This window comes from Burkholderia sp. lig30, from assembly GCF_000687455.2.
GTDB lineage: Bacteria > Pseudomonadota > Gammaproteobacteria > Burkholderiales > Burkholderiaceae > Burkholderia.
This window is the reverse complement of the sequence record NZ_JGVW01000075.1, coordinates 23,944-45,906: the sequence shown is the minus strand read 5'-3', so window position 1 is coordinate 45,906 and position 21,963 is coordinate 23,944. Positions and strand designations below refer to the sequence as shown.

Genomic DNA, 21,963 nt, shown 5'->3' with positions numbered 1-21,963 from the left:
TCGTGTCCGGGGCCGTGCGGCGCCCGCCGTGGCGGCGCGCCGCGCGAGTTTTGGTACGATGCACGCTTTCCAGCTGATCCCACACCTGCGTGAATCGCCGATACGTGTCGTTAGTGCGCGACCATTGCGCCAAATGGGTCGCGCGCGCCAAGCCCTTCGCGGCAGCCGTCGCCGCGCCAGTCAAGGGCGTCGTTGCCGCCGCCTGGTTCCATCTGCGTCATCCGACCCGCCGCAGCGTCGCGGTCGCGGCGGCCGCCGTGCCGGCGCTCGGCGTCGTGTACGTGCTCGCGCTCGTGCCGTTCACGCCGGGCATCGGCGACATTCGCAAGGCGCGCGTCGACCAGCCCGCGCAGATCCTGTCCGCCGACGGCAAGCTGCTGACCGAATTCAAGCCGGCCAACCGCGAATGGGTGCCGCTCACGCAGATCTCCCCGCACATGGTCGACGCGCTGATCGCGACCGAGGATCACCGCTTCTACGAGCACCACGGGCTCGACTGGAAGCGCACCGCGTCCGCCGCGCTGCACACGTTCTCCGGCGACCGGCAAGGCGGCTCGACCATCACGCAGCAGCTCGCCCGCAACCTCTATCCGGACGAGATCGGCCGCGCGCCGACGCTCACGCGCAAGGTCAAGGAAGCCATCACCGCGCTCAAGATCGAGGCGGTGTACAGCAAGAAACAGATCCTCGAGACGTACCTGAACACCGTGCCGTTCCTGTACAACGCGTACGGGGTCGAGATGGCCGCCCGCACCTATTTCGACAAGTCGGCGGACGAACTCGACGTGCTCGACAGCGCGACGCTCGTCGGCATGCTGAAGGGCAACAGTTACTACAACCCGGTGCTGAACCCGGAACGCGCGCTGCAGCGGCGCAACACCGTGCTCGCGCAGATGGTGAAGTACGGCAAGCTGTCGCCGGCCACGTACGACACGCTCAGGCGCCGCCCGTTGCGGATCGACTTCGAGCGCCAGAAGGAGCCGCCGGGGCCCGCGCCGCACTTCGCGCAGCAGCTTCGCAAGTGGCTGATCGCGTGGGCCGACCGCAACGACTACAACATCTATTCGGACGGACTGGTGGTCCGCACGACCCTCGACGCGCGCCTGCAGGCGATGGCGACCCAGGCGCTGGCGCTCCAGGCGAACCAGCTTCAGGGCATCGCGAACGGTGCGTGGGGCGGCCGCGAAGGCTGCGGGACCGGCAATGACCTGTTCCGCGCGTTCATGCGCGAATCGCCCGAATACCGCGCGGCGAAGGACGCGGGCAAGACCGACGAGGCCGCGCTCAAGGCGCTGGCCGCCGACCGCGGCTACCTGCGCGCGCTGTGCAAGTCGAAGACCGACGTGCAGGCCGGCTTCCTCGCGATCGATCCGCGCAACGGGCAGATCCGCGCGTGGGTCGGCAGCCGCGACTTCACGAGCGAGCCGTTCGACCACGTGCAGCAGGCACGCCGGCAGCCGGGCTCGACCTTCAAGCCGTTCGTCTATGGCGCGGCGTTCGCGAACGGTGCGACGCCGGAAGACACCTTTGTCGACCAGCCGGTCGAGATTCCGTTGAAGGGCGGCGAGATCTGGCGCCCGAACGACGACGTGCCGCCGACCGGCAAGCCGATGACGTTGCGCGACGCGCTCGCGCTGTCGCGCAACCGGATCACCGCGCAGGTGATGGAGAAGATCGGCCCGTCGAAGGTCGCGCGCCTCGCGCGCGACATGGGCGTGCGCGACAGCACGCTCGAACAGGTGCCGTCGCTCGCGCTCGGCACGAGCCCCGTCACGCTGAAGGAAATGGTGACCTCGTACGCGACGATCGCGAACGGCGGGCTGTATGTCGAGCCGCAGATGGTCTCCCGCATCGAGGACCGGCAGGGCAACGTGCTGGCGGAATTCGAGCCGTCGCCGCCCGAGCGCGCGCTCGATGCCGATACCGACAAGACGCTGCTCGACGTGATGCGCGACGTGGTCGACCGCGGCACCGGCGCGAGCATCCGCACGCGCTACGGCATTCGCGGCGACGTCGCGGGCAAGACCGGCACCACCCAGGACAATGCCGATGGCTGGTTCATCCTGATGCAGCCGCAACTGGTGGCGGGCGCATGGGTCGGCTTCGACGACGGCCGCGTGACGCTGCGCAGCGATTACTGGGGGCAGGGCGCGCACAGCGCACTGCCGATCGTCGGCGACTTCTTCCAGCGCGCGTTGCGTGCGCGCGCGATCGATCCGAAGGCCCGCTTCGACACCGAGGTCGCACCGGGCTGGTTCGCGTCGGCGCGGGCGAAACTGACCACCTGGATCGATTCGTGGTTCAAGACCGGGACGACGCCGGCTGCGCCCGCGAAGGTGCAAAGGCCCGCGCAGAAGGCTGCGTCGGAAGCGGCCGGGGCGTCGGGCGCGCAGGCCGCGTCCGACGGCGTGATCGAGGAATTCGTGCCGGCCTCCGAGGTCGCCGCGTCGGCCGCCGCGCTCGCGGCCAGCAGTGCGGCCAGTACGCCTGCTGCTCCGACGAACGGCGTAAGCGGCGGCAATGCAGGCGGCGGCTCTGGCAGCACCACGCCGCCCGCGTCGCCGGTCGCGCCGGACGCGGCACCGCCCGCGGTGGCGAGCGGAGCGAATTGACCCTGATTCTCTGCGCATGCTCATGTTTTGCGCCGGGCTGCCGTAATACTGTTTTTACGACAGCCCGACACGCGAGCACTCCGCTTCCTCATGCGCAGGTCCTACGAATACGTCGAACTTCAGGCCGGCGACCTCGCCGCCGACACTCCTCTCGAATTCGATCTCTATGATCGCAGCGGCGTGGCGCTGCTGCCGGCCGGCGCCACGCTCGGCAGCGCCGCGCAGCAGGAATTCCTGTTCAGGCGCTTCAAGCCCGCCCGGAAAGGCGAGGCCCGGCCGGCGCAGGCGCCGTCCGCCGAACGCCTGACGCTCGACGGGATGGGGCTCGCGATCGGCACGATGGTCGGCATCCGCCGCCGCACCGGCGCGGCCCGCGCAATGTACCGCTGCCGCCTGATTGGCTACAGCCCGTCGCAATCGACTTTTCTGAGCCCGCTCCAGGGCGCGGCGCTCGACATTGCGCGCGGCGACGATGTCGAGGCGGTCGCCATCGGGCATGCTGGCGTGTTCCGTTTCGCGGCGACGGTCGAAGCCGTCCACGCCAGCCCGGCGCCGTTCGTGATCCTGTCGCCGCCCGGCGTGGTGGATCGCCTGCGCACGCGCTCGCAGGCGCGTGTGCCGGTGCGACTCGCGGCGCGTTTCAGCGTTGGCGAGGGCAGTGGCGATAGCAATGGCAAGGACGACGGCGATGGCAAGGATGACCGAGATGGCAATGGCGAGAACGGCGTCGCCATCGTCCGCGACCTCAGCCTGAGCGGGATGTCGCTCGCCGCCGACCGGACGATCGCCGCCGCCGGCGAGCCGTTGCACGTGTGGCTACCCTATGAGGACGACGGTGCGATCAAGGAACTGGCGTTGTCGGTCACGGTGCGCCATGTGCGCGCCGATCCCGCCGCGCCGGATCTTTGGCTGCATCACGTCGAGTTTCAGGCGATGGAGGCGGCGGATACCGCCCGCTTGAAGGCGATGCTGTTCGACTGGCTGATCGCGTCGCCGCGCGCGGGCTGACTCGGCGGGTCGGCCAGCGCGTTGTCGCCGCGCTGAACCGGCTTGCGCAGCATTGCCCGCTTCCACGCCCAACCTGGACGAAAAAGCGCGCTCGGGCGCCCGGAACGGGAAGCAGACGCGGTGCGAGACGGATTGTCGAACTCACAATTTGATTGTGCGATGTACAAGCTTCGGCGCGTATGACGAAGGATGAACCCGACGCGGACTTCGCTGCCCACACCCGCATTCCCGCCCAAATACCCGATAATCGTCGGACGAAACCCGGCACCCCCCACCAGATTGTATTGTTTTCATCAACAGTGAATTCGTGATTAGGGTGTTTACCCTGATTGCCGGAACTCCTAGACTTCAGTTCATCGCAGCGAACGACAGATTTCGCTGCATAGGACAAAACAATCCCGGAGGTTCCAGATCATGAAATCGCTCATCAAGGCAGTTGCCGTCGCCGTCGTCCTGACCGCTCCGCTCGCGTCGTTCGCGCAGTCGAACCAGCAGCCGCTCACGCGTGCACAAGTGCGCGCCGAGCTGGTCCAGCTCGAGAAGGCCGGCTACAACCCGAACGACTGGGTCAACTATCCCGAGAACATCCAGGCAGCCCAGGCGAAGATCGCCGCGCAGAATTCCGGCGCGCAAGCCGACACCACCGGCTATGGCGCGGACAGCGCAGCGGCGTCGCAATCCGGTCAGCGCGTTGTCGTGCCGGCCAACCGCTCCTCGTCGATCTTCTTCGGTCATTGAGCCCCGTCTCCGGTGCCCGGCAGGGCATCGCGACCGCAAAAGGCCCGCTCTCGTCACGAGGCGGGCCTTTTGCTTGGGCGCGCGTGACTGGCCAGCACGAGCGCGATTCCGCCAAGAATCGCCGCCGATGAGATCACCAGACGCCAGCCCGGCGCCTCGGACAGGAACAGCACCGCGCCGAACGCGGCGATCGGCGGCACCGACAGTTGCACCGTGGCGGCCTGCATCGCGCTCAGGCGCCTGAGCGCCGCGTACCAGATCACGTAGCCGATGCCGGAAGTCAGCGCGCCCGACGCCAGTGCGAGCGCCGCGCCGCTCGCGGTCCAGTGCAAATCGGCGTGCAGCGTCGCGCTGACGACAAGCGCCATCGGCGCGGCGCGGGCGAAATTGCCAGCGGTCGCCGCGAGCGGATCGGCGAGCCCGCGCCCGCGCAGCGAATAGATCCCCCATGCGACGCCCGCGACCGCCATCAGCGCGACGCCTCGCGGCGCCGGCGCGGACACGCCCGGCGACACCAGATAGAGCAGCCCGCCGAGCGCGCACGCCAGGCCGAGCCAGCCGGCCGGCGCGAAACGCTCGCCCGCATGCAGGCCCGCGCCGAACATCGTCAGCTGCACCGCGCCGAACAGGACCAGCGCGCCGGTGCCGGCGCTGACCGTCAGATACGCAAACGAAAAGAACGCGACGTACGCGAACAGCATCGTCGCGGCCAGCCAGTCGGCGCGCTGCGGCGGCCGGCGGGCGCCTGTGCGGACAATGGCGGCCAGCATCAGCGCGCCCGACACGAGACGCACGCTGGCGAAGCTCGCGGGATCGATGCGCGCGTGCTGCAGCGCTAGGCGGCACAGCAGCGAGTTCGACGCGAACGCGACCATCGCGGCGCTCGTCAGTGCGATCGCGCGCAGCGTCGGCCCGGCGCGTTTGATCCGGCCGGTGGCGGCAAGCAGGCGCATCGCGGCCTCAGGCGTGGGTAGCGACGATCAGCACCGCGCCCCCGAGCAACGCGGCGCCGAGCGGCGCGCTGAGCTGCCGTCCCCAGGCCGCGTTCTTCTCGGCGGCCATTGCCGCGGCGAGCGCCAGCATCCAGCCGAGGCTGCCGGCCCCGACGATGAACATCAGCAGCATCAGCGCCCAGCAGCAGCCGACGCAGAACAGCCCGTGGCGCGCGCCCAGCTCGAAGGCGTGGCGCTGCGGCGCGCGGCCGCGCCAGTGGCCGATCACGAACCCGAGCGGCGTGCGGCACCGGTCGAGGCAGCGGGTCTTGAGCGCGCTGAACTGAAACGCGCCGGCGAGCGCGAGCGTCGCCGCGCCGATCAGCCAGCTACGCCACACCAGCGCCGGCACGCGGGCGACGCCGTCCAGGAGCAGCGCGTGCAGCCCGTGCGCGATCAATCCGAAGCCGCTCCACGCCGCGACGTAGCCGAGCGCGACGAGCGTCAGCAGGCGTGCGCGATCGGCCCGACCCATGACGACACGCTCGAATGCATTGAACAGCGACAGCGTGGTCGGCAGCATCATCGCGAGGATCATCAGCGTCCACGATGCCGCGTCGAGCAGCGCGGGCAGCCACACCGCGCCGCCGGGCAGCGCGCGGCACAGCGACGCGACCGGCCCGGACGACGTCCAGCCGCCGTGATCCAGATAGCGGCCGTACGGGCTGCGCGACCATGCCCACAGCACCGCCCACGCGAGCATCACGAGGCTCGCGAACACCAGCGGGAACACGCGTCGATGGCGCAAGGCGGACATGGCCGCTCCCGGCGACGCGACGCGCCCGGCCGCGGACTCCGATTCGGATTCGTCGGTGCGCGGGCGCGTCGCGCGTGCCGGTTCAGGCGTCGAACCGGAACGTGCTTTGCAGCGCGTTATGGTCTTTCAGGTTGACGTCGATGCCGAGCGCCGCGTTTTTCGAGCGATACAGGGGCGCCTTGCCGACGAACACCGGCGCGCCGGGCACGGTCGAGAACACGGTGTCGGACAGCGTGGTCTTCTCGCCGCCGGGGCCGAGGTAGGGCTCCAGCTCGGCGCGATAGTCGGCGCCGATCGACAGCGTGCCTTTGCCCCCGGTGACGTCGAACCTGATCGGCGCGCGCTCCACCGACACCACGGTGCCGATCAGTTTCGCCAGTTCGGCGATCGGGCCGCCCGCCTGGCCGGTGTACACGTTGAGCAGGGCTTTCTCCTGCGCATCCGACGCGGTGTCGCTGATGAAGATCGCGGCGGTCCAGTTGCCCTGCAACACGTTGCCGGGGATATGGCAGACCGCGGCGATCGTGTTGCCGGCGACGTCAAGGCCGTCGACCGTGCCCTCGTCGACGTGCCACGCGACGATCGCGTCGCAGGTGCCGAAATCGGGGTCCTCGCCGATCCAGCATGGACACAGCACGCGGCAATTGCAGACCTCTAGCAGACGACCTTCCAGGTGGTAGCTCATTGTTTCCTCCATGTGGCCAGGGCGATCGTGCTGTGCGCCGCGCAGGGGAAACGGGCTGACACCGGGTCATGGCTCGATTGGCGGTGCGCACGCGAAATGCGTAGACGAATGCGGGGGAGAAGTGTCGTCGTGGGCGCGATTCCGCGGATAGGTGACAGCGTATCGATTTACCAGTGTAGGCGGGCAGGGAGGAGATGCAAGCCGCAGCGCGGGCGTCAGACCTCGTCGGCGTCGTCCAGCAGCTTGTGCCGCATCGCGTAGCGAACCAGCGCCGCCTCGTGCGGCATCTGCATCTTTTCGAGGATCCGGGTCTTGTACGTGCTGACCGTCTTCGCGCTCACACACAGCTCCTGCGCGATTTCGGTCAGGGTCTGGCCTGCGGCGATGCGCCGGAACACGTCGAATTCGCGGTCCGACAGCCGCTGGTGCGGCAGCGTGTCCGCCGGTTCGTTCAGGCTCTGCGCGAACTGCTCGGCCATCGCAAGGCTCACATAGACGCCGCCGGACGCGACCTTGCTCACCGCGCCGACCAGTTCGGCGCTCGCGCTTTCCTTCGTCAGGTAGCCGGACGCGCCCGCACGGAACGCGCGCACCGCATATTGCTGTTCCGCGTGCATCGTCAGCACCAGCACGCGCAGCGTCGGCTTCTCGTCCTTGATCTGCCGGATGAGTTCGACGCCATTGCGGCCCGGCATCGACAGGTCGAGCACCAGCACCTGCGCGGGCGTCGAGCGCACCAGCGCGATCGTCGTGGGGCCGTCGCACGCCTCGCCGGCGACTTCGAAGCCGCTCGCATTCTGCAGAATGTGCCGCAACCCGTCGCGCACGAGCGTATGGTCGTCGGCGATGAGCACCTTGATCATGTGAATGAGCCTTCCTGTTGAATCGCGGTCATCGGAAACGCGACGGTGATCGCGAAGCCGCGCGCCTGCGCGGTGTCGATCGTCACGCTGCCGCCGAGCATGTGCGCGCGTTCGCGTATGCCGATCAGACCGAATGACTTGTCCGCGTGGGCCGGCCGCTTGTCCGCCGCGCCGCGGCCGTTGTCGGCGATGCGCAGCACGCAGAAGCCTTCCTCGATCTTCAGCGTCAGCACGACCTCGGACGCGTCCGCGTGGCGCGCGACGTTCGTCAGCGCTTCCTGGACGATGCGGAACAGCGTCGTCGCGCCCGTGCTGGTGAAATTCAGCCCGCCTTCGATCTGCCGTTCGACGTCGATCCCGTAGCGGTTCGTGAAATCGGTCGCGAGCCATTCGATTGCCGGCACGAGCCCGAGATCGTCGAGCATGACCGGCCGCAGGTCGGCTGCAATGCGCCGCACCGATGCCACCGTCGCATCGATCAGCCGCCGCATCCCGCGCAGGTGCAGCAGCACCTCGTCGCTCGGCTGCGCGGCGCCGGGCGCGCGCAACTGGTGCTCGACGACCGACAGGTCCATCTTCAGCGCGGTGAGCTGCTGGCCGAGATCGTCGTGCAGCTCGCGGGCGATGCGCGTCTTCTCTTCTTCCCGCACGTTCTGCAGGTTCGCCGACAGCTCGCGCAACTCCTCGCGCGATTGCTTCAGCGCGTTCTCGGCGTGCACGCGCTCGGTGATGTCGCGCAGCATGACCGTGTAGAGCTTGCCCGACGCGTCGCGGACCTGCGAGATCGACGCCTCGATCGGGAACTCCTCGCCGTTGCTGCGCAGCCCGAACAGCACGCGCTGGCGGCCCATCTGGCGCTCGGACACGCCCGTCACGCCGAACTGGTCGACGTGCTTCGCGTGCGCGGCGCGGAACCGCTCCGGAATGAAGCGCGACAGCGGCGCGCCGATCGCTTCCATCGCGGACACGCCGAACACCCGTTCGGCCATCGGGTTGAAGATCACCACGGTCTGCGTTTCGTCGATCGTGATGATCGCTTCCATCGACGAGCGGATGATGCCCATCATCCGCGCTTCGTTGAGGATGCCGGTCGTGCGCGCGCCCGGATCGGACGCGCCGGATTGCCGGTTGCGCACCATCGCGTAGACCAGCGCGGCGAACGCGAGCGACGCGGCAAGGCCGGCGGCGAGCACCGCGCCCGCCACCCGCTGCGCGCCCGTCGCGCTCGCGCGGCCGTCGGCCGCATACGCGAGCGTCAGCGCATTGCCGCCGAAGTTCAGCGTGTCGGTCCGGCGCATCAGGTCGGACGACACGAGCGGTTCGTCCGAGCTCGCGTCGGCCGCATAGAGCGGCCGGCCGTCCTCGCTGGCGCTCACGCGCAGGTCGATGCCGCGCTCGGCCTCGAGCGCGCGCTGGAACAGGCGGCGCGGACTCAGCACCGCGAACAGGAATCCGCCGACGTCGTTCTGCCGCTCCGCAAGCGAAGCGGGCGCGGCGGGCGTGCCGTAGACCGGGAGGAACAGCGTGACGGCCGCGCGGGCGTCGCCGGCGGATTCGTCGTCGAGCGGATGCACGCCGAGCGCGACCTCGCCGGATCGCGCGGCCTGCCGCAGCGGCGCCGCGTCGCGCGCCCCGAGCCCGGCGACGGACACCGAAGACGGCGGCGCGCTGAGCGACGCGACCGCGACCGGCCCCGCGGCAAGCGCGGCGTCGCCCGTCAGCGCGGCTCGCGCGGCGGAGGGCAGCGGCGCGTAGCCGAGCTGGCGCACCGGCGACTGGTTCGCATCGAGATCGAGCGCGGCGACGTACTGCCGCCAGCGTTCCGGCGGCATCCGCGGCGTGAGGCCGAGCGTGCCGCGCGCGCCGTGCAGGAGCGTGCTGCTGGCCTGCAGCTCGTGCAGGACCATCGTGGTGATGTGCGTGGCGCGGCGCTCGAAGCGCGCATGCACGGCGTTTTGCCACTGCTCGCGCACGAGCAGCGCGACGCCGCACGACAGCGCCGCGCCGAGCGCGAGCGCAACCACGCCTGCCGGCAGCGGCTGGCGCAAAAAGGCGGCAAATTGTTTTCTTGCGGGCGATCGGTGATCGCGTGTCGGGGTTCCGCTGGCGGTCATCTAGGGGCCACTCTGTATCGAGGCCGCCCGCGGCTCTCGGGCGACACAGGAAAAAAAGGGCGCGTCTTGCGCGCGACTTTTGGCGGTGTGTTTGTTTATTGAGATGGAATTGTGCGCGTTTTGCGACTTTTATGTAATAGGGTCGGCTGAAAAGGCGGCCGGATGGCACGTCGGTTGTGGTTGATCCGCGTCAACGGACGCCCCGGCGCGCGGGGCCAGACTGATTGTCGTGCCGGCGGTCGCAGCCGGAAAACGGATTCGGACAGAACCTTCCGCAGGAGGTGCGGGCCATGTACAAACGGATTTTCGTGGCGCTGGACGACAGCGCCAGCGCGCGTCTGGCGCTGGACGAGGCGATCAGGATCGCTGCCGCATCCGGCGGCACCGTGACGTGTGCGTATGTCGTCGAGCACAAGCCGAAACTGGTGGACGTCGATGCCAGCTTCGTCGACGTTCGGGAAAGCCAGCCGGTCGCGACGGACGTCGCGACGCAGACGCTCGAAGACGCGAAGAAAGCCCTTGCGATGAACCGCGTGCAAGGCACGGTGCGCGCGCTCGACGCGTTTGGCGACGACGTCGCGGCGGTGCTGATGCGCACGGCCGCCGAGGCCGACGCCGAGCTGATCGTGATGGGGACGAGCGGACGTCATGGCCTGCGGCGCCTGCTGCTCGGCAGTGTCGCGGAATCGCTGCTGCGCGCGGCCGACCGGCCGGTCCTGCTGGTGCGGCACAACGAGAAGGGGACGGCGTCGCCGCTTTGACCGCCGTCCATGCGGCTGACCGCCACGCGCACGGCGCGCGGGGCGGCGGCCGGCTGCCTGTCATGCCCTCATGCCGCTTTGCCGGCGAATCTCGCTCCGCCATTTCCCGCCATGTGCTGCCATTTCCGGCAGTCACGCGTACGACAGCGACACGTTATTGCGTGTTTATCTCGCGCCAGTAAATAAGAATCGTCCGATTTTATATCGCACGTTGCATCCGATCGACAGATTGCATTGTTTGACAATCGTAAGTCAGACGCCGACGGTATCGTTTCGTTCGCCCGACTCGTCTGGCGGCCCGAGAGCGGGGCCGCGGGCATTCGGTGCGCGACACAGGTGCGGCCGGCAGTGCCGGGTTCGTCGAGTCGGCTTGAAACAGACAGGGCATCGTTTCTGCGATGTGAAATGACATGCGAGAAACCATCGATTTACCCCTTGTCGTCGATCTCGACGGCACGCTGATCCTGACCGATACGCACACGGAATCCGTCGCGCGCGTCGTCAGGCGGCATCCGCTGACGGCGCTCGGCCTGCCGTTCCGGCGGCTGCGGGGACGCGCGGCGTTCGCGGAGAGGATCGCGTCGCGGGCCGACATCGACGTGGAAACGCTGCCGTATCGCGAAGCGCTCGTCGATTACCTGACCGTCGAGAAGCGGCGCGGGCGCACGATCGTGCTGGCGACTGCCGCGCAGCGTCCGGTCGCGGACCGCGTCGCGGCCCATCTCGGGATCTTCGACGCGGTGCTTGCGACAGAGGGCGGCGTTGAACTGAGCGGCGACGAGAAGCTGGCCCGCGTGCGCGAGCGGTTCGGCGACCGTTTCATCTACGTCGGCAACCGCGCGGCCGATTTGCCGATCTGGCATGCGTGCCGCGGCGCGATCCTGGCCGGCGCGCCGCCGTCGGTCTTGCTCGACGTTCGCGCCAATGCGTTCGTCGAGCGCGAGTTCCCGGCCGAGCGGGGGGGTGCGTCGCTCTGGCTGAGCGCGTTGGGCGCGCATCACTGGCTGAAGAACCTGCTGTTGTTCGTGCCGCTGTTCGCGGCGTTCGGGTTCCTCGACATCGGACGGCTCGCGACGCTCGCGCTGGCATTCGTCGCGATGTCGCTCGGCGCGTCGGCGGCCTATCTCTTCAACGATCTGTGGGATCTGGACAGCGATCGCCGCCACCCGTGCAAGCGCGCGCGGCCGCTGGCGAGTGGGCGGGTGCCGCTCGGCGCGGCGGCGGCGGGCATGGTGCTGCTGGCCGCGCTGTCGTTCGCGCTCGCGTGCGCGGTGTCCGGCGCGTTCGCGGCGGTGCTTGCCGTCTATCTCGTGCTGACGAGCGCCTACATCTGCGTGCTCAAGTCGTACGTGCTCGTCGACGTCATCATGCTGACACTGCTGTACATGCTGCGCATCGTCGCGGGTGCGGTCGCCGTGGGCATCGAGATCAGCCCGTGGCTGCTCGCGTTTTCCATGTTCGCGTTCCTGAGCCTCGCGCTCGTCAAGCGCTGCGCGGAGCTCGTGTCGTTGCGCCCGGGCGGCAGTCCGGCCGCGTCAGGGCGTGACTATCAGGCCAGCGATCTCGACGTCCTCAGGCCACTCGGGATCGGCGCGGCGCTCGCCGCGGTCGTGGTGTTCGGCCTGTTCATCCATGCGCCCGGCACGACGCTGCGCTATGGGTACCCGAATCTGCTGTGGGTCGTCGCGCTCGGCTTTATCTACCTGTTCGCGCGCCTGTGGATCGCCACCGTGCGGGGCGAGATGCGCGGCGATCCGGTCGTTTACCTGCTCGAGAACCGGGGCAGCCTCGCGATGCTGGGCGGGATCGTGCTCACGACGATGCTCGCGCATACGATCACGGTCGATTGACTGGCGGGGCGCGCGCCGGGTCGCATCGCGGTGTGACGGGCCATGCGGTGCGTTCCGGGAGGAGAGGGCGCTCGCTGAATCCGCTCGCGAGCCCGTGTGGCCAGGAGACCCGCCCAAAAAAGATTCTTCGCGGATTTCCGGGGAGGACGCTGGCGGACAGGCAGCAGCCGGCCAGGAAGCGCCATCCGCTTGTCGCGTTACTCCGACATTCAGGCATCGGCTCCGCGCTTGGAAACTGCCATACGTTAATTGGCTCCGCACCCCGCATCCGGCGTTTGAATTTACGCGATTCGCCAACCATACTGGATTCGATTCACACTCCCCGGGACGAGCGTCGATGAGCCACGACGATCATCATGAAGTCGGGCCGGCCCGACACCACGCTGGTGCTCACGATCACGAGGGCAGCGCGCTGTCGGAGATGGACTTGCGCGTACGCGCGCTCGAATCCCTTCTGACAGAAAAAGGGTATGTCGATCCCGCCGCGCTCGACATCCTCATCGAGACATACGAGCACAAGGTCGGTCCGCACAACGGCGCACGCGTCGTAGCAAGGGCCTGGAGCGATCCTGCGTACCGGCAATGGCTTCTCGACGATGCCACCTCAGCCATTGCGTCCCTCGGCTACACCGGCAGGCAGGGCGAACACATGGTGGCCTTGGAAAACACGCCGGCCGTACACAACATGGTCGTTTGCACCCTGTGCTCCTGCTATCCGTGGCCCGTGCTCGGGCTGCCGCCTGTCTGGTACAAATCGGCACCGTACCGGTCGCGCGCGGTCATCGATCCGCGCGGCGTACTGAAGGAATTCGGCTTCGAACTGCCGCCCGACGTGGAAGTTCGCGTGTGGGATTCCACCGCCGAGGTCCGTTATCTGGTGTTGCCCATGCGTCCGCCTGGTACCGACGGCATGAGCGAGCGCGCGCTCGCTGAACTCGTCACGCGCGATTCGATGATCGGCACCGGGTTGCCGAAGACGCCTGACGACCGCAAACAGGATGCCATATGAACGGAGCACAGGACCTTGGAGGCATGCAGGCCTTCGGCCCGGTCCAGCCCGAGGCCGACGAGCCACCCTTTCACGTCAACTGGGAACGTCGGGTGCACGCGCTGACACTCGCCATGGGCGCGACCGGCAAATGGAACATCGACATGTCCCGTGCCGCTCGCGAGAGTCTGCCGCCCGCGCAATACCTCTCGAGCAGTTACTACGAGATCTGGTTCGAGGGCCTCAGGAAACTGCTGCTGGCGACCGGCCTCGCCACTGCCGAAGAAATCGAAACTGGCGTGTCGATGACTGCGGCGGCACCCATTCCGCGCGTATTGATGGCGGACCAGGTGTCTGCCTCGCTTTTGCGAGGCAATCCGGTTGATCGTCCGGCACCCGGCGAAGCACGCTTTGCGATCGGCGACGTCGTGCAGACTCGTCAGTTGCATCCGCTCACGCACACCCGGCTGCCGCGTTATTGCCGCGGCAAACGCGGCCAGATCGTCGCACTGCATGGCGCGCATGTCTGCCCCGACACCAACGCAACGGGCCAAGGCGAACAACCTCAATGGCTGTACACCGTGCGCTTTGGCGCTGCCGAGCTGTGGGGCGAGAATACGACCGCGTCGTCGGTGTGCGTCGACTGCTGGGAACGGTATCTCGAGATCCCAAACGCGCCGGCAGCCTGACATGACCTCGGCCGAAAAACCTTCGTTCGAATATCGCTCCGGCCTGCCGGAAACAACGCTCGGCGGTGCCGAGCCTGTCTTCAGCGCACCTTGGCAGGCAGCGGCTTTCGCGATGACGCTTGCGCTGCATGAGCGCGGTCTGGTCACGTGGACCGAATGGGCGGCATATCTGAACAGGGCGATCCTGGACGCGCAAGCGTCGGGTGACCCGGACCACGGCGACACGTACTACGTGCATTGGCTGACGGCACTCGAACGGATCGCGACGGCGAAAGGGTGGGTGACAACGGACGCATTGTTGAAATGCCGGAACGCATGGGATGAGGCTGCCCGGCGAACACCACATGGCAAGCGGATCGAACTGCGGTGAGCACCTTCCCCGAAAATGCCTGCTTCCGATCGAATCGTAGCTTTGAGCGTGATGGCGCGCGGAAACGGGGCTTGCGTCATTGAGCTGGCGGTGCCCCGCTGGGCTCGAAGGCCGATGTCGAGTGACCAGGCAGGCAAGACCGACTGAGTCCGCAATGCTTCTCCGGGAAAACAGGCAATACGCCGGACAATCGGATGTCACGCTAGAAAACAGCGTATATACGGTATAGCCTATATCTCAACGCTGGCCGCTTCCGACGGGCTTGCTGCGACTACCAGACCTGGAGGGTGAGACGCTTCCCTGGTGGAGTGAATCGTTGGTGCTGCTGGACTATCGACGCAAAAAACGGGAATTGTTTGTGTGCGTTGGGTTCGCTGTTGTCTCGATCAGATTCACTATGCGAGGTAACCATGTGGATCTACCGTGTCGATGAGCCGCGTCTAGGACGCATCCGTATCCGCGAATGGCGCCGCCACGTGCGCCACACGATTGGCCTGCTGCTGCTGTTGCTGGGCGCCGCCGCCATCGGCCTGATCGTCCTCGATCGGTCCAATACTTCTCTCCCCGACAAAATGTTTACGGCCGTGTGGGATGGGGTCAACCTCGTCACGACACTCGGTGCCTTTAGCGAGTTCAATCTGCCTCAAAAGGCCTTCATGTTGCTGGCCATGATCGCGACACTGGTGATCGGCGGATTCGCGGTCTCAAGGCTCACGGGCATGCTATCGGGCGACGACGTGATGGCTTATCGGGAGAACCGGCTCATGGAAACCAGGCTCCAACAGCTCACCGGTCATGTCGTGGTGGTCGGATACCATTCGCTCGGAGCGACGGTCGCAAACCGCCTGCATGAATCGGGAGAGACGGTGCTCGTCCTCGTGGGCGATCAGGATCAGGCCGACCGGGCGGCAGATGGCGGCCACATGGTCGTGCTCGGCTCGCCGGATGCATTCGACGACGTGCTCAAGGGCGCGCGACTGGACAGCGCCAAGGCGATGGTGGTGACGACACCCGACGGCAATAACAATCTCGCGATCACCCTGCTTGCCCATACGTTGAACGCCTCGCTCACGATTGCAGTGCCCGGCGAAAACCCCTTGAGAAAAGGGCTGCTCGAGAGTGCGGGCGCAACCAACGTGATCATTGCCGATGAAATCATCGCCAGTGCGCTGGTCAGCAGGTTCACGACCGCCGTGGACGCCGCGACATGAAACCCGCCGCTCCGACGCCACCCCATCTGCATCACATGCCTTTCCTGCAGGGGCTCTTGCCCATCAATCTCGCGCAACTGCCACACGACATCATCGCCGGGATCACGCTGGCGACACTCGGCATTCCCGAGGTGATGGGGTACACGAAGATTGCCGGCACGCCCACGGTCACCGGCCTTTATACGATCCTGCTGCCGCTCCTGGCGTTCGTGGTCCTTGGTGCTTCGCGTCAACTGGTCGTCGCGGCGGACTCCGCCACCGCTGCCATTCTCGCGGGTACGCTGACGGCCGTCGCCGCGTTGGGCAGCAAGGAATATGTCGGCCTGACGAGTACCGTCGCCTTGACGGTTGCCGTGATGCTGGTGATTGCGCGCATCTTTCGTCTGGGTTTTCTGGCTGACTTTCTTTCTCGCAGCGCGTTGATCGGTTTCCTGACGGGTGTGGGCGTCCAGGTCGCTGCAGGCGAGCTTGCCGGACTGATCGGACTCGCGAAGCAGGGACATGGCCCGTTGATGCAGATCGTGTCCGTGTTCCAGCGCGTCGCCGGGGCGAACTATTCGACCACGGCGCTTTCGATTGCCGTCCTCGTCGTGATCATCGGTTGCAAGCGCATCGCGCCGCGCGCGCCGGGTGCGCTGATCGCCGTGATCGGTTCCATCGTGGCAAGCGGCGTGTTCAATTTTGCCGGACATGGCATCGCGGTAACGGGTGACGTGCCGGGCGGCCTCCCGTCGCTGTTCCTGCCGCCGTTGCATATGGGCGAGATCAACCAGGTGCTGACGACGGCCGCCTCGTGCTTCATCGTTATCATCGCGCAGAGCGCTGCGACGGCGCGCGCGTACGCGAATCGCTACAACGAGAAGGGCGACGACAATGCCGACATCATCGGGCTTGCTGCAGCGAATGCGGCAGGGGCATTCACGGGCACCTTCGTTGTGAACGGCAGTCCGACCAAGACCGAGATGGTCGACGACGCGGGTGGCCGCACCCAGGTCGCTCATCTGACGACAGCCGTCATCGTGCTGCTGGTGCTGCTATTCCTCACGAGGCCGCTGAGTCTTCTGCCTGCCGCCGTCTTGTCAGCCATCGTCTTCTTGATCGGCGTGAAGCTGATCGACGTGAATGGCATGACGGATCTGTATCGCATGCAGAAGGACGAATTCGTCGTCGCGTTGCTGACGGCGGGCGTGGTCGTGTTCGTCGATGTGATGCACGGCATTCTCGCTGCCGTCGTGCTGTCGCTGATCGCGCATGTGCGGCATAGCTACTGCCTGCGCACGCGCGTGTTGACGCACAGCGCCAGCGGCCACTGGATACCGCATCGTGTCGAGCCGAATCTGCTCGCGGCGCCCGGCATCGTTGTCTACCGGTTCGAGGCGGACCTGTTCTATGCGAACGCGGGGCGCTTCACGGAGGAAGTTCTGAAACTCGTCAACGAGGCAAGCCCGCCATTGCGTTGGGTGGTGATCGACGCATCGGAGATCAACAACATCGACTACACGGCAGGCAAGAAGTTGATCGAGTTGGGTGCGGAGCTTGACAGGCGTGGAATCGGCATCGCCGTGGTTGCGCTTGCAACGGGCGTACGGCATGAAATCGACCGGTATAAAGCACTGCGTGCGGGCAACGCGCATCGCGAGATCTTTGACACAGTCGATGCCGCGATCGACGCTCTACGCGATAGTGCACCACCTGCGTCCGCACCTTTGCCGGGCGCCAAACCGGGATGAAGCAAAGCAACATGACGGAAGTCCGCTTCGACCTTGAATCGAAAAATGGAGTGATGCGTGCCTGATTCCACTGCCGCAAAGCGCGCCGAGCCCGCCACGGATCGCGCTGATGCCAAGCAAGAAGATCCGTCCGTGCTATTTGCGGGGCGTGGCTCGTTGGCTGCGCGCGTCAAGCAGGGAAAGGCGGCGCGCAGTAAAGTACCGCGCGAGAAGCTGGCGGACTGCACGATTGCAGATCGTGATCCCATCGCACTGCTCGATGCGTCCAATGTGGGCCGGGTGACGGAACTGATACCCATCCGCTATGGGCGGATGGTCGCGGGTCCGTTCGCGTTCTATCGCGGTGCTGCGCCGTTGATGGCGCACGATCTGTCGAAGCTGCCGCATTCGGACGTGATCGTGCAACTGGGGGGCGATGCGCATCTCGCCAATTTCGGACTGTTCGCAAGCCCGGAGCGACGCATTCTCTTCGGTCCCAATGACTTCGACGAAACGCTGCCTGGTCCATTTGACTGGGATGTGCGCAGGCTTGCCACATCATTCGTGATCGCGGCACGCGAACGCGGATTCGCGCTGCGCGACCAGCGCGGCGTGGTGCGTCGGCTATGCAGGACCTTCCGGCAACGGATCGCCGAGTTTAGCCGCATGGACACGCTGGACGTCTGGTACTGCCAGTTCAAGGCGGCGAGCATGCTGGCCATTGCCGATTCGGTGGTGGAAAGGAAGAAAGAACTGGCCGTGATCGACCAGGCGAGGCAACAGTCGTCGCGTTCCGTGATGACTCATGCAACCGAACTGGTCAACGGCAAGCTGCGCATCAAGGACGTACCTCCGCTCGTGTACCACATCCCGCTGGAGAACTCGCACGATCATAAACGGTACGATGCGCTGGTCCGAAGCTTCTTCGCCGACTACCGGCTAACGCTTCCCGATGACAGGCGTGCACTGTTCGATCGTTACGAACTGGTGGACGTCGCCATTCGCGTCGTGGGTATAGGGTCGGTCGGAACGCGTTGCTACGAGGCGCTTTTCATGGCCGACGGACAGTGCCCACTGTTCCTTCAACTCAAGGAGGCGCGGCCTTCTGTGCTGGAGGATTACCTGCCACCGAGCCGCTATCCCAATCACGGCCAGCGTGTCGTGAACGGGCAGCGTCTGCTGCAGTCGGCCAGCGACATTTTTCTCGGGTGGTCGAAGATGCGCCACACGGACAACGACTTTTATGTTCGGCAGTTGCGCGACATGAAGGGCGCATTCGACTTCACGGCTTTCGACGTTGAAGATCTCGACGAGTATGCGGTTTCGTGCGCTCATGCGCTGGCCCATTCGATGGCGAAAGCCGGCGATCCCGCATTGCTCTGCGGCTATGTCGGCAAGTCCGCCGCGTTCGACGAAGCCGTTGAGCAGTTTGCGCTCGCTTATGCGGACCAGAATGAAGCGGACTGGACGGTTTTGAAAGCGGCAGTCAAGACGGGGCGCATCCAGGTTATTCGCGAATGAGGTTGGCGCGCCCTTCACGCAAAGGCCATACGAACATAAATACGCGATCGGGCTGGCGCGATAGACGCTGGCGGCGATTTCGGAACAGCGATCGCCGCCCCCCGTGCAAGCGCGTGCGGCCATTGGCGATCGGACGGCTGCCGCTTGGCGCCGCGGCGGCAGGCACGGTGCTGCTGCTCGCATTCTCCATGTTCGCGTTCCTGAGCCTCGCGCTCGCCAAGCGCTGCGCCGAGCTCGTGTCGTTGCGCCAGCGCGGCAGTCCGGCCGCGTCGGAGCGCGACTATCAGGCCAGCGATCTCGACGTCCTCAGGCCGCTCGGCATCGGCGCGGCGCTCGCCGCGGTGGTGGTGTTCGGCCTGTTCATCCGTGCGCCCGGCACGACGCTGCGCTATGGATACCCGAATCTGCTGTGGGTCGTCGCGCTCGGCTTCATCTACCTGTTCGCGCGCCTGTGGATCGCCACCGTGCGGGGCGAGATGCATGGAGACCCCGTCGTTTATCTCCTCGAGAACCGGGGCAGCCTCGCGATGCTGGGCGGGATCGTGCTCACGACGATGCTCGCGCATACGATCACGGTCGACTGACGCGCGGTGTGCGCGCCGGGATGCATCGCCGTGCGACGGGCGGGGCGGCGCGTTCCGGGCGGGGTGGGGTGTGTCCGCCGAGCACGCTCGCGGCCCTGCGTGGCCGGGAGACGCGCCCCAAAAAGGTTTTTCGCGGATTTCCGGGGAGGGCGCTTGCGGACAGGCTGTAGTCGGCCAGGGGCGGACAGCCTGTTCTCTATATACATCCGTCCCCTTTTCGCAGTAATTTTGGGTGTCACTGCTTATAAACCGGAAAAACCGTTCAGTCCTCCAAATCGAAAAATCAAGATGGCTGGGCATGGCTTCGGCGATACCTACCAGAGTTATGCTGATGGTACAGAAGCAGCTTTCAGGTTCATCTGGGCTTCAAAGATGAGCAGATCGCTCTCTTCATTGTCCCTCATGAGCCCAATGACCCTGGAGCTGACCTGGATTTCGCCATTGTTATCGAGGCGAACGTATCGGGGGTATCGATCCAGCAATAACTCGACCAGCCCGCGACTGTAACCCTCGCGAATCAACTTGATCTTCGCGTCGTCGGTGGTGCCATACTTGATCCGCTTGTAAAAATCGGGATCAACAGCGCCCACACCATTCAGAACCTCTACAAATTTGAAAATTTTGTTGTCAAAAAAGTCATCTTCTTCTTTCAGCCGAACGATGGCGAGGTTGACTTTCTCTGCGTCATCCTTGGTTGAAATCCTGACCCAGTATGGGTAATGGCTATCCCCGTACTTAGTGTCGCCCCAATTCGACACGTAAACAAAATCAGTCCCTTTCTTTTCAGGGAGTTCGCGCCAGTATTTTAGCGTAGATCTCAGAACTTGCTTAACGCTGTATCTCTTCAATTTCCAGTCCAAGAACATAGCGTAAAAATCAATAGTCGCTTGATTCTGGAGCCGTTTCAGATCGCTATACTTTCGCTTGTCATCGAATTTGTCGATGAAGCATGTCTTGATTTCCAGCAGCAGCCGGTCGGCATTGTCGATCAAGCCGTTCGCCTCAACCGACATATTTATGGCTTCGTCAATTTTGTTTTCGGAGGTGAAAACATCGATTTCGCTAACGCTGTTGGCAATCAGTAGACGGCCAACCTCCGTTTTCACGTACTTGCATTCTGCGCCAGTGACCACACCTGGCTGAAGGTTCTCAAGCCTTGCTACAGCGTCGCGATGACGGTCTGCGACCTCGCCATCAATGATGGGTGTCGCCTCAAGAAGAACGTTGCTTACGCTGTCGTGGTCTACCTTCGAGACATTTACGGATTTTTCGTAAAATGTGAGGAGGTTAGATCTTTTGTTTGTGAAGCCATCTACACCTAAGAGATAGATACTCGACTCCAGCTTTTTAAGCGTAGCTCCCGCTTCGGGTGAGAATACGTCACTGAACCTGTTTACGCGACCAATCAAGTTCTTGAATTGGGATGAGGTCAGATTTCCTGGTCCTTTCGAGTAGTCAAATACGAAAAGACGTTCAATCGGAAGATTGACGCCTTCAAGCAGCGTGGAGTTGCACACCAGATATTTCATAGCCTTGGACTGGTGGAACAAATTCTCCAGATACAGCCGAATGGTGTCAGGGATGGAGCCGTGGTGGTACATCACGCCCTTGCGCAAGCACGAGATGAGCCGATACCGCTTATCGAATGCATCTTCAAGCTCATCACAAGCTGTTTTAACCAATGGGCATTCAATGTCAGGCAACTTCTCGGCGAGTTCAAGTGCGAACTGCTCAATCCGTTTCTTGGTGTTGCCGTAAATGATATTTTTGGCAAGCGATTCGCGTTTGATCAGATCGAAGCAGTTTTTGTACTTTTTGTCTATTTCTAACCATTGGTTGAGGAAGTGATCGTAGAGCTTCAGTTTGCCATCGTTTTTTCCAGTCCTGAAGTCTCGAACGTAGAAACGCTCAGACTTGATATATTCATCGACCCTGAAGCCCTTGGGCGTCATGTCCAGGTAACGAACTCGAACGTTGAGTTCATCGCAAAGGAATGGGGTTAGAAATTTGAATGAGGTCTGGGGGCTCCGGGCGCCCAAAATACATAGCATTGTAGCTAGGAGTTCATTGCGACTATCGCCCTGAAGGAGGTTGTGAGCCTCGTCGACAAAAACCATGTCGAATTTTAGTGTGCTGTATTCGTTAAGTAGCCGATTCAGGCGTTCTTGCGTAAGCACAAAAAGTCGATTGTTTCGCTCGGGCGAGTACATCTCAGGGTGCGTTACAATCTTGCCCAGATTCGGGATATCTGCGTAAATTAGCCGCCTCTTCGTCTGGGCCAATAACGCTTTCGATGGCACCAAGATAAGTATGCGCTTGGAGGGGTTGTCTTTGGCAGACTTAATAATTAGCTCGGACTTCCCATAAGAGGTGGGAGCGATAACAACTGACGAATTCTCATATTCGTCTTGGACGAAAGTTCTCAGCGTATCCTGTTGCTCCGTGAGCACCATGCCCTGATCCCGGAACGTATCTACGTAACTGCTCACGATGTTTTGGATAAAAGACCTG

The 21,963-nt window shown here is 64.6% G+C and carries 18 protein-coding genes; 12 read left to right on the top strand and 6 right to left on the bottom strand.

Annotated elements, in window-relative coordinates; translation table 11 throughout:
• Positions 1–113: 113 nt before the first annotated feature.
• The 3 genes from LIG30_RS12370 (at position 114) to LIG30_RS12360 (ending at position 4,358) form a co-directional block, all read left to right on the top strand.
• Positions 114–2,612 (top strand): transglycosylase domain-containing protein, encoded by a 2,499-nt coding sequence (locus LIG30_RS12370; protein WP_038712520.1) that lies wholly within the window; start codon positions 114–116, stop codon positions 2,610–2,612.
• Positions 2,613–2,639: 27 nt separating this feature from the next.
• The gene (locus LIG30_RS12365) at positions 2,640–3,620 is read left to right on the top strand and encodes a flagellar brake protein (protein ID WP_326973037.1); all 981 of its coding nucleotides are present in this window, start codon (positions 2,640–2,642) and stop codon (positions 3,618–3,620) included.
• Positions 3,621–4,034: 414 nt separating this feature from the next.
• A complete protein-coding gene (locus LIG30_RS12360; RefSeq protein WP_038712517.1) occupies positions 4,035–4,358 on the top strand; it encodes a DUF4148 domain-containing protein in 324 nt (107 codons plus the stop codon).
• 53 nt (positions 4,359–4,411) lie between these two features.
• On the opposite strand, the gene LIG30_RS12355 is transcribed toward LIG30_RS12360, so the two are convergent.
• From LIG30_RS12355 to LIG30_RS12335, 5 genes are all read right to left on the bottom strand, one after another.
• The gene (locus LIG30_RS12355) at positions 4,412–5,311 is read right to left on the bottom strand and encodes a DMT family transporter (RefSeq protein WP_038712515.1); all 900 of its coding nucleotides are present in this window, start codon (positions 5,309–5,311) and stop codon (positions 4,412–4,414) included.
• A 7-nt stretch (positions 5,312–5,318) separates the two neighbouring features.
• On the bottom strand, positions 5,319–6,107 hold the full coding sequence (locus LIG30_RS12350; RefSeq protein WP_038712513.1) for a DUF2182 domain-containing protein: 789 nt from the start codon (positions 6,105–6,107) through the stop codon (positions 5,319–5,321).
• An 82-nt stretch (positions 6,108–6,189) separates the two neighbouring features.
• The gene (locus LIG30_RS12345; protein ID WP_038712512.1) at positions 6,190–6,792 is read right to left on the bottom strand and encodes a DUF1326 domain-containing protein; all 603 of its coding nucleotides are present in this window, start codon (positions 6,790–6,792) and stop codon (positions 6,190–6,192) included.
• A gap of 215 nt (positions 6,793–7,007) precedes the next feature.
• The gene (locus LIG30_RS12340) at positions 7,008–7,655 is read right to left on the bottom strand and encodes a response regulator (RefSeq protein ID WP_038712509.1); all 648 of its coding nucleotides are present in this window, start codon (positions 7,653–7,655) and stop codon (positions 7,008–7,010) included.
• Positions 7,652–9,769 carry a PAS domain S-box protein gene (locus LIG30_RS12335; protein WP_038712508.1) on the bottom strand — a complete coding sequence of 706 codons (2,118 nt, stop codon included), beginning with the start codon at positions 9,767–9,769 and terminating at the stop codon, positions 7,652–7,654. Before LIG30_RS12335 ends, LIG30_RS12340 begins: the two co-directional genes overlap by 4 nt.
• A gap of 290 nt (positions 9,770–10,059) precedes the next feature.
• Between LIG30_RS12335 and LIG30_RS12330 the strand changes: the two genes are divergently transcribed.
• The 9 genes from LIG30_RS12330 to LIG30_RS12290 all read left to right on the top strand — a co-directional run bounded on the left by LIG30_RS12330 (position 10,060) and on the right by LIG30_RS12290 (position 19,452).
• Positions 10,060–10,530 carry a universal stress protein gene (locus tag LIG30_RS12330; protein WP_038712507.1) on the top strand — a complete coding sequence of 157 codons (471 nt, stop codon included), beginning with the start codon at positions 10,060–10,062 and terminating at the stop codon, positions 10,528–10,530.
• A 410-nt stretch (positions 10,531–10,940) separates the two neighbouring features.
• Positions 10,941–12,380, top strand: a complete 1,440-nt coding sequence (locus LIG30_RS12325) for a UbiA family prenyltransferase (protein ID WP_038712505.1) — start codon at positions 10,941–10,943, stop codon at positions 12,378–12,380.
• A 337-nt stretch (positions 12,381–12,717) separates the two neighbouring features.
• The gene (gene nthA, locus LIG30_RS12320) at positions 12,718–13,389 is read left to right on the top strand and encodes a nitrile hydratase subunit alpha (protein ID WP_038712503.1); all 672 of its coding nucleotides are present in this window, start codon (positions 12,718–12,720) and stop codon (positions 13,387–13,389) included.
• Positions 13,386–14,057, top strand: coding sequence for a nitrile hydratase subunit beta (gene nthB, locus LIG30_RS12315; RefSeq protein WP_038712501.1), 672 nt, complete (start codon positions 13,386–13,388; stop codon positions 14,055–14,057). The genes nthA and nthB overlap by 4 nt, the downstream gene beginning before the upstream one ends.
• Before the next feature lies 1 nt (position 14,058).
• Positions 14,059–14,427: a nitrile hydratase accessory protein gene (locus LIG30_RS12310; protein ID WP_038712500.1), complete on the top strand. Its 369-nt coding sequence runs from the start codon at positions 14,059–14,061 to the stop codon at positions 14,425–14,427.
• A gap of 410 nt (positions 14,428–14,837) precedes the next feature.
• A complete protein-coding gene (locus tag LIG30_RS12305) occupies positions 14,838–15,638 on the top strand; it encodes a potassium channel family protein (RefSeq protein ID WP_083494005.1) in 801 nt (266 codons plus the stop codon).
• Positions 15,635–17,368 carry a SulP family inorganic anion transporter gene (locus tag LIG30_RS12300; RefSeq protein WP_038712499.1) on the top strand — a complete coding sequence of 578 codons (1,734 nt, stop codon included), beginning with the start codon at positions 15,635–15,637 and terminating at the stop codon, positions 17,366–17,368. Before LIG30_RS12305 ends, LIG30_RS12300 begins: the two co-directional genes overlap by 4 nt.
• 57 nt (positions 17,369–17,425) lie before the next feature.
• Positions 17,426–18,868 (top strand): DUF2252 domain-containing protein, encoded by a 1,443-nt coding sequence (locus LIG30_RS12295; RefSeq protein ID WP_051994986.1) that lies wholly within the window; start codon positions 17,426–17,428, stop codon positions 18,866–18,868.
• Positions 18,869–18,990: 122 nt separating this feature from the next.
• Complete coding sequence (locus LIG30_RS12290; RefSeq protein ID WP_038712497.1) at positions 18,991–19,452, top strand: hypothetical protein; 462 nt, start codon at positions 18,991–18,993, stop codon at positions 19,450–19,452.
• A gap of 323 nt (positions 19,453–19,775) precedes the next feature.
• Here LIG30_RS12290 and LIG30_RS12285 read toward each other — a convergent pair whose 3' ends face one another.
• A complete protein-coding gene (locus tag LIG30_RS12285) occupies positions 19,776–21,941 on the bottom strand; it encodes a DEAD/DEAH box helicase (protein WP_200929677.1) in 2,166 nt (721 codons plus the stop codon).
• Between the last annotated feature and the right edge of the window lie 22 nt (positions 21,942–21,963).

What these genes read in the sequence shown, in the direction of transcription:
- LIG30_RS12345 (WP_038712512.1), bottom strand. Translation starts at nt 6,792, where the DNA reads ATGAGCTACCACCTGGAAGGTCGTCTGCTAGAGGTCTGCAATTGCCGC.
- LIG30_RS12355 (WP_038712515.1), bottom strand. Translation starts at nt 5,311, where the DNA reads ATGCGCCTGCTTGCCGCCACCGGCCGGATCAAACGCGCCGGGCCGACG.
- LIG30_RS12325 (WP_038712505.1), top strand. Translation starts at nt 10,941, where the DNA reads ATGCGAGAAACCATCGATTTACCCCTTGTCGTCGATCTCGACGGCACG.
- LIG30_RS12350 (WP_038712513.1), bottom strand. Translation starts at nt 6,107, where the DNA reads ATGTCCGCCTTGCGCCATCGACGCGTGTTCCCGCTGGTGTTCGCGAGC.
- LIG30_RS12335 (WP_038712508.1), bottom strand. Translation starts at nt 9,769, where the DNA reads ATGACCGCCAGCGGAACCCCGACACGCGATCACCGATCGCCCGCAAGA.
- LIG30_RS12330 (WP_038712507.1), top strand. Translation starts at nt 10,060, where the DNA reads ATGTACAAACGGATTTTCGTGGCGCTGGACGACAGCGCCAGCGCGCGT.
- LIG30_RS12310 (WP_038712500.1), top strand. Translation starts at nt 14,059, where the DNA reads ATGACCTCGGCCGAAAAACCTTCGTTCGAATATCGCTCCGGCCTGCCG.
- LIG30_RS12305 (WP_083494005.1), top strand. Translation starts at nt 14,838, where the DNA reads ATGTGGATCTACCGTGTCGATGAGCCGCGTCTAGGACGCATCCGTATC.
- LIG30_RS12340 (WP_038712509.1), bottom strand. Translation starts at nt 7,655, where the DNA reads ATGATCAAGGTGCTCATCGCCGACGACCATACGCTCGTGCGCGACGGG.
- nthB (WP_038712501.1), top strand. Translation starts at nt 13,386, where the DNA reads ATGAACGGAGCACAGGACCTTGGAGGCATGCAGGCCTTCGGCCCGGTC.
- LIG30_RS12360 (WP_038712517.1), top strand. Translation starts at nt 4,035, where the DNA reads ATGAAATCGCTCATCAAGGCAGTTGCCGTCGCCGTCGTCCTGACCGCT.
- LIG30_RS12300 (WP_038712499.1), top strand. Translation starts at nt 15,635, where the DNA reads ATGAAACCCGCCGCTCCGACGCCACCCCATCTGCATCACATGCCTTTC.
- nthA (WP_038712503.1), top strand. Translation starts at nt 12,718, where the DNA reads ATGAGCCACGACGATCATCATGAAGTCGGGCCGGCCCGACACCACGCT.